The sequence below is a fragment of the Streptomyces sp. PA03-1a genome (genome assembly GCF_033792805.1).
Taxonomy (GTDB): domain Bacteria; phylum Actinomycetota; class Actinomycetes; order Streptomycetales; family Streptomycetaceae; genus Actinacidiphila.
Genome location: NZ_JARAVO010000061.1, coordinates 29,980 through 41,298 on the forward strand (window position 1 = coordinate 29,980; position 11,319 = coordinate 41,298).

Annotated in this window: 13 protein-coding genes and 1 pseudogene; 5 read left to right on the plus strand and 9 right to left on the minus strand. The window is 72.2% G+C overall.

The features are described from left to right. Positions 1-93: 93 nt before the first annotated feature. Positions 94-750: an aggregation-promoting factor C-terminal-like domain-containing protein gene (locus PV341_RS16055; RefSeq protein ID WP_500326997.1), complete on the minus strand. Its 657-nt coding sequence runs from the start codon at positions 748-750 to the stop codon at positions 94-96. Between the two features lie 389 nt (positions 751-1,139). Here PV341_RS16055 and PV341_RS16060 point away from each other — a divergent pair, with 389 nt between their 5' ends. Beyond that, complete coding sequence (locus tag PV341_RS16060) at positions 1,140-1,820, plus strand: TIGR04222 domain-containing membrane protein (RefSeq protein WP_500326999.1); 681 nt, start codon at positions 1,140-1,142, stop codon at positions 1,818-1,820. 26 nt (positions 1,821-1,846) lie between these two features. Here PV341_RS16060 and PV341_RS16065 read toward each other — a convergent pair whose 3' ends face one another. Together PV341_RS16065 and PV341_RS16070 are read right to left on the minus strand one after the other, a co-directional pair. Further along, positions 1,847-3,418 carry a hypothetical protein gene (locus PV341_RS16065; RefSeq protein ID WP_500327000.1) on the minus strand — a complete coding sequence of 524 codons (1,572 nt, stop codon included), beginning with the start codon at positions 3,416-3,418 and terminating at the stop codon, positions 1,847-1,849. 159 nt (positions 3,419-3,577) lie between these two features. Further along, the gene (locus PV341_RS16070) at positions 3,578-4,003 is read right to left on the minus strand and encodes a hypothetical protein (RefSeq protein WP_500327002.1); all 426 of its coding nucleotides are present in this window, start codon (positions 4,001-4,003) and stop codon (positions 3,578-3,580) included. 113 nt (positions 4,004-4,116) lie between these two features. On the opposite strand from PV341_RS16070, the gene PV341_RS16075 reads away from it, so the two are divergent. Then, positions 4,117-4,665, plus strand: coding sequence for a CGNR zinc finger domain-containing protein (locus PV341_RS16075; RefSeq protein WP_500327004.1), 549 nt, complete (start codon positions 4,117-4,119; stop codon positions 4,663-4,665). Positions 4,666-4,680: 15 nt separating this feature from the next. On the opposite strand, the gene PV341_RS16080 is transcribed toward PV341_RS16075, so the two are convergent. Genes PV341_RS16080 through PV341_RS16090 form a run of 3 tightly spaced genes read right to left on the minus strand, consistent with a single transcriptional unit; the run spans position 4,681 to position 7,487 of the window. Then, positions 4,681-5,886 (minus strand): cytochrome P450, encoded by a 1,206-nt coding sequence (locus PV341_RS16080; protein WP_500327005.1) that lies wholly within the window; start codon positions 5,884-5,886, stop codon positions 4,681-4,683. 34 nt (positions 5,887-5,920) lie between these two features. Next, positions 5,921-7,288, minus strand: a complete 1,368-nt coding sequence (locus PV341_RS16085) for an NAD(P)/FAD-dependent oxidoreductase (RefSeq protein WP_500327007.1) — start codon at positions 7,286-7,288, stop codon at positions 5,921-5,923. After that, on the minus strand, positions 7,278-7,487 hold the full coding sequence (locus PV341_RS16090; protein WP_500327009.1) for a ferredoxin: 210 nt from the start codon (positions 7,485-7,487) through the stop codon (positions 7,278-7,280). The genes PV341_RS16085 and PV341_RS16090 overlap by 11 nt, the downstream gene beginning before the upstream one ends. A gap of 133 nt (positions 7,488-7,620) precedes the next feature. On the opposite strand from PV341_RS16090, the gene PV341_RS16095 reads away from it, so the two are divergent. Then, positions 7,621-7,821: a hypothetical protein gene (locus PV341_RS16095; RefSeq protein WP_499510265.1), complete on the plus strand. Its 201-nt coding sequence runs from the start codon at positions 7,621-7,623 to the stop codon at positions 7,819-7,821. Positions 7,822-7,837: 16 nt separating this feature from the next. On the opposite strand, the gene PV341_RS16100 is transcribed toward PV341_RS16095, so the two are convergent. Together PV341_RS16100 and PV341_RS16105 are read right to left on the minus strand one after the other, a co-directional pair. Further along, on the minus strand, positions 7,838-8,227 hold the full coding sequence (locus PV341_RS16100) for a hypothetical protein (protein WP_500327011.1): 390 nt from the start codon (positions 8,225-8,227) through the stop codon (positions 7,838-7,840). 133 nt (positions 8,228-8,360) lie between these two features. Further along, on the minus strand, positions 8,361-8,507 hold the full coding sequence (locus PV341_RS16105) for a hypothetical protein (RefSeq protein ID WP_500327012.1): 147 nt from the start codon (positions 8,505-8,507) through the stop codon (positions 8,361-8,363). 150 nt (positions 8,508-8,657) lie between these two features. Between PV341_RS16105 and PV341_RS16110 the strand changes: the two genes are divergently transcribed. Both PV341_RS16110 and PV341_RS16115 read left to right on the plus strand, forming a co-directional pair. Beyond that, positions 8,658-9,248 (plus strand): hypothetical protein, encoded by a 591-nt coding sequence (locus PV341_RS16110; RefSeq protein ID WP_500358155.1) that lies wholly within the window; start codon positions 8,658-8,660, stop codon positions 9,246-9,248. Between the two features lie 229 nt (positions 9,249-9,477). Next, entirely contained in the window at positions 9,478-10,590 is a 1,113-nt protein-coding gene (locus PV341_RS16115) for a VanZ family protein (protein WP_500327015.1), read from the plus strand. 29 nt (positions 10,591-10,619) lie between these two features. Here the strand turns inward: PV341_RS16115 and PV341_RS16120 are convergent. Next, positions 10,620-11,319: pseudogene (locus PV341_RS16120) on the minus strand (transcriptional regulator); the annotation flags it as partial.

Sequence of the window (11,319 nt, forward strand, 5' to 3'; positions counted from 1 at the left end):
TGCCGGGCGACGTTCGCAAGCCCGCGCAGACAGATACCGTCAACCTTCCGCTGCGCTCGCCACTTCGGCGGCCGCCGCCGACCTCGACGGACGCTAGTACCAGTTGTTGGCCTGCCAGAACGACCAGGCGCCGCAGGGGCTGCCGTAACGGCTGTCCATGTATTTGAGGCCCCATTTGATCTGGGTGCCCGGGTTGGTGCGCCAGTCGGCGCCCGCGGAGGCCATCTTGGAGCCGGGCAGGGCCTGGACGAGGCCGTAGGCGCCGGAGGAGGAGTTGGTCGCGGTGTAGTTCCAGCCGCTCTCGTGGGTGACGATGTTGGAGAAGCACTGGTACTGCGAGGCGTCACCGATGATCGCCTGGGCCATGGCCTTGACCTCGGCGACGGTGTACGAGGCCTTCACGACCAGCGCCGCGCGGGCGGCGGCCTTGGCCTTGCGGTCGGCCTCCGCCTTCTCCTCCGCCGCCTTGCGGGCGGTGGCGTCCTTGGCGGCCTGCTTGCGGGCGGCCTGTTCCGCGGTCTTCCTGGTGCCGACGTCGGCGGCGTCGGACTGCGCCTGCACCTGCTGCGTCAGCGACGCCTGCTGGACCCGCTGGCCGGCGGGTATGTCCGACAGGACGGTGTCGACTTCGGAGGCGGCGAAGGGCTGCTCACTCGCCTGGCTGCTCGAGGCGACACCGACGACGGCGCCCACGGAGGTGACCGCCGTGGCCGAAGCCACCGCGATCCCCCGGACCGAGATCCGGCTCACACGGTTTCCTTCCAGCGCGGCCCGTTCGGTGATCTCCCGGACGCGATCGTGCCCCTCCCACCGGCTCGGACCGCCCCCGGCGACCACCGGCCAACTCCGTTGCCCCGTACGCGTGTACGTACGGGTGTGCGGATGACAGGGCCTGACTGGAGCGACAGCCTGCCGTAGGGGAGCACCCCAAGGCAATTCCCCCGGCACATTTCCTTACACACGCATCATCAGCCCCGGCAGTCCCGCCCCGTACCGGTGAAGGACCGCCGGCCGCACCTACACCACCGGCCGTACGTCCGCTACGGCACCCTCAAATCGCCCTCTGAACCCCGCCCCGGCAGGCTTCGACCACCCCCGCCGATGGGCACGTACCGGGCACACGCACGGGGGGTGGTGCCATGGACGAGGGAACGGCGGTCCGGCTGGAACCGCACGAGATCGCGCTGCTGCGCGGGGGCCCGAGGGCCGCCGTGACGGTCGCCGTGGTGGCGCTGCACCTGCGCGGCGCCGTGGAGTCCGGCCGGCCGGGCACCCTGCGCCGGGAGGTCTCCCCGGAACAGGCGGACCCGCCGCCGCACCGCCACCCGCTGGAGAAGGCGATACGGGTCGGGCTGTACCGCCCCGCGGGGATCAGGGAACTGCTCGGGCGCGCGGTCGTGCGCACGGCGCTGTCCCGGATGCGGGCGGAACTTGCCGGGGCGGGGCTGCTGCGCCTGGTGCGGGTCAGCCCGACCCGGGCCGCCCGCCGGTACCTGGCGGACCTGCGGCGGGGTACGCCGATGCCGCAGGGTCCCGCAGGGCTCGCGGAGGAGGACATCCTGCTCGCGGTCGCCCTCTACGGCGACCCGGCGCTGACCGCGCTCGTCCCGGCCTTCACCGGTGAGGCGGGGCTGATCGGCCGCGGAGCGGTCGCGGACGAGGGCCTGTTCCCGTTCGGCAGGCACGAGTTCCTGCGCTGGCGCGCCGACTACCCCGACGGCGACACGGGCCACGGCGCCGACGGCGGTGCCGGCCATTCCGGCTACACCGACCACTCCGGCGGCTTCGGTTGCGGCGGCGGAGGCGGCGGTTCGGACTGACGAGGCGGACGAGGGTGGCCGGACGGTCAGAAGCCGAAGGACTTCGTCGTGTAGGCGCACTCGGTGTAGATGTAGCCGGGCTTGAGCGTGGCCTTGTCGGACGCCGGGCTCGATCCGTCGGACGACGTCGACTTGTGCAGGAAGTACGTGGTGCCGACGGGCAGGCGGATGGTGCGCTGGGGGTAGTTCGTGCCGCTGTCCTGGCAGGGCTTGAACCCCGCGAGGGAGGGCGTCAGGAGTGAGTACGAGGTGCAGCTGCGGCAGGCCTTGAGCGTGAGGCTGCCGGTCACCGGCCCGGTGTAGAGCACCGTGATCGGGTTGGGGCTGTCGTTCTTGATCGTGACCGAGATGCTGCCGCCGGAGGCCAGCGTGGGCAGGCGCTTGCCCGCCGCGGGGATCTCGTCCGCGACCTCCGCCGCGATGGCGAACTTCTTGGCCAGCGCCCGGTTCTTCGCGCTCTTGTTGTCGGCGACGAACGTGTTCATCGTCTCCCGCGCCTCACCGAAGTCGCCGTCCTTGTACTGGTCGACCCCACAGGCGTACACCCCCGAGTCGGCGCTCCTCCCGGCCCGGGCGGCGGAGGCGGCGACGGCGTCGCCGACGTCCCCGGCGCCGGCGTTCAGCCCCCCGGCCTGGGTGCCGAGGGTGCGCAGCCGGTCGACGGCGGGGCAGGGGTCGGAGCCGCTCACGTCCTTCGCGGCCTTGTCCACGGCCGAGTCGACGGCGGGTGCGACCTTCGCGGCCTGCTCGGAGTCGGGGAAGGTGCCCAGGAGGTCGCCGAAGTTATCCGTCCAGCCGGCGTCCTCGTTGCCCAGTCGCTGCGCCCCGCACTCGTAGAGGGAGGCGGCCAGGCGGTCGTCGGGCCACTGGGCGAGCGCGCCGAGCGTCTGCTTGCCCATGGTGTCCGGGACCGTGCGCAGGTACGTCAGTGCCGGTATCGCCGCGCAGTAGTCCTGCTGCTCGTAGGCGGCGCCGACGGTCGTGTAGTAGGTCTTCAGGCGGTCGGGTACCCGGGCCGCGGCCCGCGAGCCGGGGTGGCCGGATCTGATGTCCCGGTACTCGCCCAGGGCCTTGCGGTAGTCGGACCGGGCCGCGTCGAAGGGTCTGCTCCCCCCGGCCCGCACGAGCCGGTCGGCCTGGTCGAGCCGGTCCAGGAGCGCCTGCTCGTTGGCCTCGTCGCGGGCCATGTCGTACAGCACGACGCCGCCGGCCGGTACGGCCAGCAGCACCAGTCCGAGGGCGATCGCCAGGGGAGCGCCCGCGGGCCGCACCAGCCGGGTGCGCAGGCCGACCACGGCGCCGTGGACGGCCGCGGCCAGGAGGAGGACCAGGTAGACGGCCACCAGGCCCACGGGCACGCCGTCGGGGTCCGCGGGCAGCGCCACCAGCAGCAGGATGCCGGTCGCGAACCAGCACACGGCCATGAGCACCCAGCGCCGGGTAAGGGCGTAACCGAGGCCGAGACCACTGAGGTTGAGCAGCCCCACCGCCGCCGCGCGCAGCCCGTCCGGCGGCGCGGGCGGCGGGGTGGACGGCATGGGCGGGATGACGAATCCGTATCCGTATCCGTGCGCGGTGCCGTGCGGTTGCTCGGACATGGCGGCTCCCCCCGGTCAGCACTGCCCGCATGCCTGCAACTTGTCAGTGTACGGACGGTAGCCGGATCTCGACAGTGAGTTCGAGGGGTGGAATCGGGCCAACCGCCCGCAATGGGGTCGGTCCGGGCCGGAGCCGCCGCCGCGCCGGAGCCGGCGTGATCACACCGCCTTGAAGGGCTCCCGGTAGGACTTGCGCAGGGATGCGGCGGCGACGGGGAGCAGGGTGGCGAGCACCTTGCCCTTGAGCGTGCCGGGGGTGCGGGTGAGCTCGACGTCGACCCGTGTGCCGTTCCCCTCGGGGGTCAGCTGGAAGATCCATCCGCCGCCGGGGCCGAACACCTTCGAGTCGTGCGTGGTGATGGCGACCCTTCCCGTCCCGGCGTCCCAGTCGTAGCGCGCCCGCTCCCAGGCGGACGCGGTGCCCTCGGTCACCTCGGCCCAGGTGTCGCCGATCGCGTGCACCGTGAGGTGTTCGGCGTCGATGGTGGGCCAGGTCCGGGCCCGTGCGGGACCGAAGTCGGTGAGCACCGCCAGTGCCTCGGACGGGCTGAGCGAGGAGAGCAGGTGGAAACGTACGACAGCCATTGTGGCGTCCCCCACATCATGAGTAACCGTTCTGAACGGTGACGACCGTGTCACGGGGCGAAGTCACCTGTCAAGCCAGTGACGAATCGCGGGTCACCGGTTAGGATGGTGATGTGAACCATGCCTTCCCCTGTGGGACGCTCGCCCTCGACTTCCTGGGCACGCTGCGCGCACGACGCAATGCGGTGCCCACGGAGAAGCTCGCCTCGCCCGAGCTCCTCGACTCCTGGTTCGTCGAGTCCCGGATGCTCGACCGCGAGCCCGGCTCCGACGCGTCGGACCTCGCGGCGGCCGTGGACCTGCGGGAGTCGATCTACGCCCTGGTCGTGGCGCGGCTCGACGGCGAACCGCTGCCCGCCGGAGCGGTCGCCGCGGTGAACCGCCACGCGGCCCAGGCACCCGTGGTGACGCAGCTCGGCCCCGACGGTACGAGCCGTTCCGGTTCGGCGTCACAAGGCCTCGCCGCCGTCGCCCGCGAGGCCGTCGAGATCATCGGCGGCGAGGAGGGGGCGCTGCTGCGCGAGTGCGCCCGCCCGGAGTGCACCCAGGTCTACCTCGACCGCTCCCGGGGCCGCCGGCGTGAATGGTGCGCGATGAGGACCTGCGGGAACCGCGTCAAGGCAGCGGCCTTCCGGGCCCGGCACCGCACCACCGAAGCCTGAGGCGAGCGAGGGGCATCAGAACCTGACGGTGAGGTGACGGGGCCCGCGCAGCATGGCGTTGCGCCGGTAGGGAGGCGGGTCATGCAGCAGGGTCGCCGTACCCAGACCGGGCAGCAGCGCGCCGAGCGCCGCCTGGGCCTCGATGCGCGCGAGCGGTGCGCCGAAGCAGAGGTGGACGCCGCTGCCGAAGCCGAAGTGCTCGTTGTCCTTGCGGGCGGGGTCGAACCGTTCGGGGTCCTGGAACCGCAGGGGGTCACGGTTGCCCGAGGCGAGCGCGAGGATCACGGACGTGCCCTTCGGCACGACGGTGCCCGCGATGTCCACGTCGGCGAGGGGGATGCGCTCGCGCAGGTGCACCGGCGGCTCGTACCGCAGCAGTTCCTCCACCGTCTCCGGCAGCAGTTCCGGCTCCCGGCGCAGCCGCTCCAGCTGGTCGGGGTGGCGCAACAGCGTGAGCACACCGTTGGTGATCAGGTTGACCGTGGTCTCGTGCCCCGCGATGAGGAGCAGGATCGCGGTCTGCGCCAGTTCCTCGTCGGTGAGCCGCAGCTCCGGATCCGGTTCGTTGACGAAGTCCGAGAGCAGGTCGCCGGTGGGCCGGCCGCGGCGCTGCTCCGCGAGGCCGAGCAGGTACGCGCCCATCTCCATCTGGGCCTTGCGGCCCGCCTCGGCCCGCGCGGCGGTGTCCTCGCCGGGGCCGATGTCGGCGGAGGCGACGAGCAGGTCGGTCCACTCCCGGAACCGCGGCTCGTCCTCGCGCGGCACACCGAGCACCCGGCAGATGACCGTGACCGGCAGGGGGTAGGCGAGGTCGTCGACGATGTCGATGTGGTCGCGGCCCCGGAGCCCCTCGACCAGTTCCCCGGTGATCCGGGTGATCTGCCCGCGCATCGCGTCGACCCGGCCGGGGTTGTGGGGCGGGCCGAACGGCCGCATGGCCAGCGTGCGCAACCGGTGGTGCTCGGGGTCGTCCAGCCGCAGGAACGGCAGGTGCTGCGTCTCCTCCGCCGCCGGGGCAGCCGGTGTGGTGCGGTTGCGGGGGTCGGCGCTGAGCCTCGGGTCGTGGAGCAGGCCGACGATCTCGTGGTACGTGCCGACCAGGTAGCTGCCGTCCGTCTGCCGCACCACGGGCCCGGCCTCGCGGAGCTCCGCGTACAGCGGGTACGGGTCGGGGCGGCTGGCGTAATCGGTGATCCGTTCCAGCAGGGTCTCGGCGGTCATGCGTGGTGGCTCCTCGTGGATGGGCGGGGGTGGGTCACCCGGCGGGCCTCGCCAGGACCAGCCGCCGGTCCGGCAGGTACCCGGTGAGCGCGACCGTGGGACCGTGCGAGAGCCGGCTCGGGTCCGGCACATCGGAAGGGAGCACGACCTCGGCCGCCGTACGGCGGTCCGACGCGCCCAGCGGGGGCGGGAACGGGGCGGCCGTCTCGATGAGGCGCTCGTAGTACTCCAGCGACTTGGCCATGTTGACCGTGACCGCGGCGGTCAACCGGCCGCGGTAGCCGTACGCCATGACCAGGCGGCGCTCCTCCAGTGAGCCCTGCGCGATGACCACGTGGTCGGAGAAGGTGGGGACGCCCACCGACTTGATGTTGTAGCCGAACTGGCTCGACCAGAACGTCGGCACCGCGAGGTGCGGACGCCGCAGCGGCCCCGGACTGACCATGTTGTGGGCGGCGACCTCGGCCTGGTCCACCGCGTTGCGCCAGTGCTCGAGGGAGAGCAGCTGGTACTCGTACAGCGGGTGCGGGAAGCGCGAGACGTCACCGGCCACGAAGACGTCGTCCGTGACGATCCCGTACATGGTGAACGCCCGGCAGCCGGCGTCGCAGGCGATCCCGCGCGGGCCCGCGGCCAGCCCGGACTCCGCCAGCCACTCGACGTTGCGGACCGCGCCCATCGCGACGACGCACACGTCCGCGTCGACACGGGTGCCGTCCGACAGGTCCGCACCGGTGAACCTGCCGTTGCCGCGCAGCGAGGTGACGGTCACGCCGCAGCGCAGGTCCACACCGTGGGCCCGCTGCATGGCGGCGGCGAGCTTCGACAAGGTCCCGCCGAGCGCCCCCACCAGCGGCGCCGGGCCGCGTTCGGTGACCGTGACCTCCAGACCGCGCTCGCGGCAGACCGACGCGATCTCCGAACCGGTGAAGCCCGCGCCGATCACCAGCACCCGGCGCGGCCCGGCGGCCAGCCGCTCGGCCAGGCGCGCGGCGTCGTCGCTGGTGCGCAGGGTGAACACCCCGTCGAGGGCGGCCTCCTCCGGAACGGGCCAGGGCCGCGCCCGCGTCCCGGTCGTGATCAGCAGCCGGTCGAACGGCAGCGACGAGCCGTCGCCCAGCAGGACTCGCTTCCCCACCGGGTCCAGCCCGGTGGCGCGCACCCCCAACCGCCACTCCGCCTCCGGATCACGGCGCATCGGCAGCCCGGTGGCGTCCGCCGACACCTTGCCGAGCAGCACCCCCTTGGACAGCGGCGGCCGGTCGTACGGCGGGTGGGGTTCGTCCCCGACGACGGTCAGCGAACCGGTGAAGCCCTTCTCGCGCAGCGTCTCCGCGGCCCGCAGGCCCGCCAGCGACGCCCCGACGATGACGATCCGGCCCTCCAGGAGGTCAGCGGACACCGGCGCTCACCTCCTCGCCCACCAGGATCGCCTGCACCGGGCACGCCGCGGCGGCCTGGCGCACGCGTTCGTACTGGTCGCCCGGGACCGCCGGGTCGTACAGCAGTGCCTCCTCGCCGTGCAGTTCGAACACGTCCGGCGCAAGGAACACGCACTGCGCATAGCCTTGGCAACGGGTGAGGTCCACGACAACGCGCATGCCCAGCCACTCTCTCCGGCGCTTTGATGTCCCTCCATTCGTAAGCCCTGCGGGGCCGCGGCGCTCGCCCGGATACTCCGACCGGACATTCCGCCAGGATGCGTTCCCGCCCCTGCGGGTCCACGCTGAGCCGGTGCGATGCCGAGTGATCGTGTACCCGCCCTCGGGCACCGGCGGCCGCCGCGTGCGGTGCGACGGCAGGATCCTCGGCCTCGCCTACGGACCCCGGGACGTCCTCGCGCTGGCCCGCCGCGCCGGGCTCCGCATGCGCCTGGGCGACCTGTACGACAGCGACCTCGTCGAGTGGCGCGGCGCCGGCCCCACGACCTGGTGACGGCCCGCCGACGCGGCTACGGACGCGGCCAGAGCGGCGCCATCACACCGAGGTCGATCACCGACACCCACTCCGCCGACGGGATGGCCCGCTCGAGCACGAACCACTCGTCCGGACGACCGTCGAACCGGGACGCCGCGAGCGCCTCCGCGGACCCCGCGGGCAGCCTCGTACCCGCCCACGCGTGCCACCGCTGCGCCTCCGGCGCGGGAACCTCCACCGTGAACCGCACGGTGCGGTCCCGGAAGGCCCCCGGCAGCGACCCCGGACTCGGATCGGCGGTCAGGTGCACGGACCGCGCCAGTTCCGGTACGTCCTCCAGCTCCTCCGGCCAGGTCGCCCTGATCTCCGCGTCTGCCAAAATCAGCGGCCACAGCCCCGGCCGCGTGAAGTGGAAAAGGAGCATGCCGGGACCCTACTGGCGGATCGTCGCCGCGTATGTTTCCGGCATGTGACGAGGCGCGCACCTCGATGCGCGCGTTGTCGTCGCATCGGAAGAGCGAGGCCGCGCCAACGGTGAGCGCGGTCAGGTGACTCACTCACAGCAGTACGTCGCGCCCTTCCGGGTCGCCGCACACGGGGCAGTCGTACTCGTCAAGCGATTTTCCAGGAACCGGATGCCCGCAGAAGACGCAGGGGCGCATGTCGGCGTCCAGCGTTTCGACCGGGGGTTCGTCGTCGTTCACGACCGCAGGGTTCCACGCCGCGGACGGTTCGGGTGAGGCTTGCGCACACAAAGGGTCGCAGCGGCGGTGGACGGGGCGCGAGCCGGCCCGAGCCTGCCGTGTCGGTGGCGGCCCATAAGGTGCGGGCAACGTCTCCAAGAAGGAGTTCCCGTGGGGTTTTCCGGGCACCTGCTCTTTGCCCGCAGCAAGCATCCGCTGCTGGAAGCGCCCGTGTTCGACGGCATCGACCAGGAGCTGAAGGACGGGGTGCACGAGTGGTGGCCGCGAGCGGGTGGTTGGCAGACCCTCCAGTTCGACAATGAGATCTGGGAGGACGACGATCTGCCCGCCCTCGTCGAGTGGACCGGCGCACCGGCCTGCGTCGGGTCCGTATCCGACAGCAGTGTCGCCCTGGTGACGGGGCTGGGAACCGACGGGCGACGTTGGCAGGCGTGGCTCAACCTGCACATTGCCGCGGCACTCGTCACCGAGGAACCGGAGGACCTGGAAGATCAGCTCCTGTGGGTGGACACCCCCGAGTTCGACGAGGCTGTGAGCCGCACACGCGCGGAACTCGACGCGGAGATTCCTTCCGACGCCGAAGGCGCTCTCGCCTGGGCCGCAGCGGCAGGCATCCCGGCCGTGGAACCGCAGTCCCGGATCGAGGAGATACTGCGTTCGGAGGAGACCTTCGTGGAGGACCTCTTCGCCGTACTGCTGGATGCGTTGGGTTTTCCGGAGGGGACCGAGCCCACGCCGTAGCCGCAGGAAACGGCGTTCAACCGGAGGGCCGAGCGCCGATCCGGAGCCTGTACTGGTGATCTTCCGAACCGGCAGGGGTGGGCTGTTACAGCTTGGTCATGAGTTGAACCAGGGCCCATGACGTGTGGGCGCCAGGGTGATCGCCGACGCGCCGCGATTCGCGCGCCGTCGGCTGATCTCCTCGCGCTCGAAAGGTACGGCATTGTTCGCTCTCGTCTTCGGAGGGCACATGTTGTACCTCCTCCTCGTCGCCCTCGTCTCCGCGGCCGTGCTGGGGGTCGTCTCGGTCGCCCTGCGTGGCCGTTCCGACCGGCCCTGGACCTACGGGGCGTGGGCGGCCACGACGACGGCCGCCTTGTTCCTGACGCTTTGGCTCAGACCCGTCGGTACAGGCGCGGTGAAGTGCACGGTGAGCAAGGACGTGTGGGAGGCGTTCGGGACGACCCAGGGCTGGATGAACGTCGCCCTGTTCGTGCCGATCGGCTTCTTCGGTGTGCGGGCGGCCCGGCGTCCGGTGCCTCCTGTGCTGCTGTCGGTCCTCCTGGCGTGCGGGATCGAGACCGTCCAGGCCTGCCTTCCGGTCATCGGCCGTTACTGCGACACCAGTGACTTCACCACCAACGTGGCGGGCGCCGTCGTGGGCGCGGGCATCGGGGTCCTGTCACTGCGCCTCGCCGGTACGAGGGTCCCGCCCTGGCCTACGCGCCACCGCGGGCTCCAGGCCGCGACCGGTGCGGGGTTCCTGGCCGTGGCCCTCGTGCTGACGACCGTCGTCGACGTGCGGGTCGTCGACCACGCCGAGCCGAGCAGGCAGGCGTCCGCGGAGCAGCAGGCGGTGATCGGGCAGGCGGTGCGCAAGGCGCTGGGCGACGACGTCAGGATCGTCCGGGTCCAGGACAACACGCCGTGCGGGATCGACGGCGTGAACGAGGAGGTGTGGGCGGAGCTGGACCCGAGCGGGGTCGCCTTCATGAGTTGGCCCGACCCGGACGGGTTCCGCGTCGACGTGTCGACGGGCCCCCGGACCGGGGCCGCGGCGGTCGGGAAGCCCATCCCGGGCTCTTCCTGGTCGGTGCACGACGCGGCGGCCGCCGAGCGGTCCGCGGACCGGTACGTGGCCCTGCACTACCCCACTGCCGACACGAAGCGGCCCGCGGTGGACCGCGTCGACGACGGCGCGGGCGGGATGTGGACCGTGACGTACCCCTACCGTGACGCCAGCATGCGTTCCGTGACGTCGCTTCAGGTGACGGTGAACTCCGCCGGGCGTCTCCTCGGCGTCCGCCTCGCCGCGACCGCCGGCACCGGCCCGGACACCAAGTCCGGCGACTACTGCGGCTGACGACCCGGCGGACCCATGCGGTCACAGCGCTAGCTGTCGTAGGGGACCCAGGCACGCCGGCCTGCGTCGTTCGTGCCGTACCAGTAGTGCGGCAGTGCCGTGATGCCGCTGGTGCGGAACGGGCGGCCGTGGTCGTCGATGCGGATCGTGCCGGTGCGGCCCTGGGAGGACCAGTCGAGTTCGAGGTACCAGCGGGCGTCGTGGGTCCGTGTCATCGCGTCGACCAGCAGCACCTCCGGGTCCTCGGCGGAGACGCGGTACGGGAAATGCGCGGCCGGGATGACGTGTTCGCTGTCGGCGCCGTCCTCCGGGCGGGTGATGGGGCGGTCGACGTCGAGGTTCACGGTGAAGCGGCGGGGCGTGAGGTCGCTCCCGCAGCCCTGGCCCATGGCGTACGCACTCCCGGCGGCCGGGTTGCCGCGGCTGACGATCCGGACGTGGAGCGCCTCGAGGACCACGGCCGCCGACGACCGCCCCTGCACCGAGATCTGCACCCTCGTCTGCCGCCCGTGCACCGCGCCCTGCGTCGCCGCCCACGCCCGGGCATCCTGCTCCACCGGCGGTGCAGGTACCTGTGCGGGCGGCTTGGCGATGACGTAGTCGTGGCCGCAGCCCTTGTCCCAGACCAGGGAGTCGGCGCTCCACGCGAGGGGCAGGCCGGTGGTCTGCTTCGCGGCCGCGGTGGGACCGCTGCCGGTGGCGGGCGGGGAGGAGCTCCGGGAAGGGGAG

Excerpts from the sequence above, each read along its gene's own strand:
- PV341_RS16060 (WP_500326999.1), top strand. The coding sequence starts at position 1,140 with ATGGACGAGGGAACGGCGGTCCGGCTGGAACCGCACGAGATCGCGCTG.
- PV341_RS16065 (WP_500327000.1), bottom strand. The coding sequence starts at position 3,418 with ATGTCCGAGCAACCGCACGGCACCGCGCACGGATACGGATACGGATTC.
- PV341_RS16070 (WP_500327002.1), bottom strand. The coding sequence starts at position 4,003 with ATGGCTGTCGTACGTTTCCACCTGCTCTCCTCGCTCAGCCCGTCCGAG.
- PV341_RS16090 (WP_500327009.1), bottom strand. The coding sequence starts at position 7,487 with ATGCGCGTTGTCGTGGACCTCACCCGTTGCCAAGGCTATGCGCAGTGC.
- PV341_RS16100 (WP_500327011.1), bottom strand. The coding sequence starts at position 8,227 with ATGCTCCTTTTCCACTTCACGCGGCCGGGGCTGTGGCCGCTGATTTTG.
- PV341_RS16080 (WP_500327005.1), bottom strand. The coding sequence starts at position 5,886 with ATGACCGCCGAGACCCTGCTGGAACGGATCACCGATTACGCCAGCCGC.
- PV341_RS16115 (WP_500327015.1), top strand. The coding sequence starts at position 9,478 with ATGTTGTACCTCCTCCTCGTCGCCCTCGTCTCCGCGGCCGTGCTGGGG.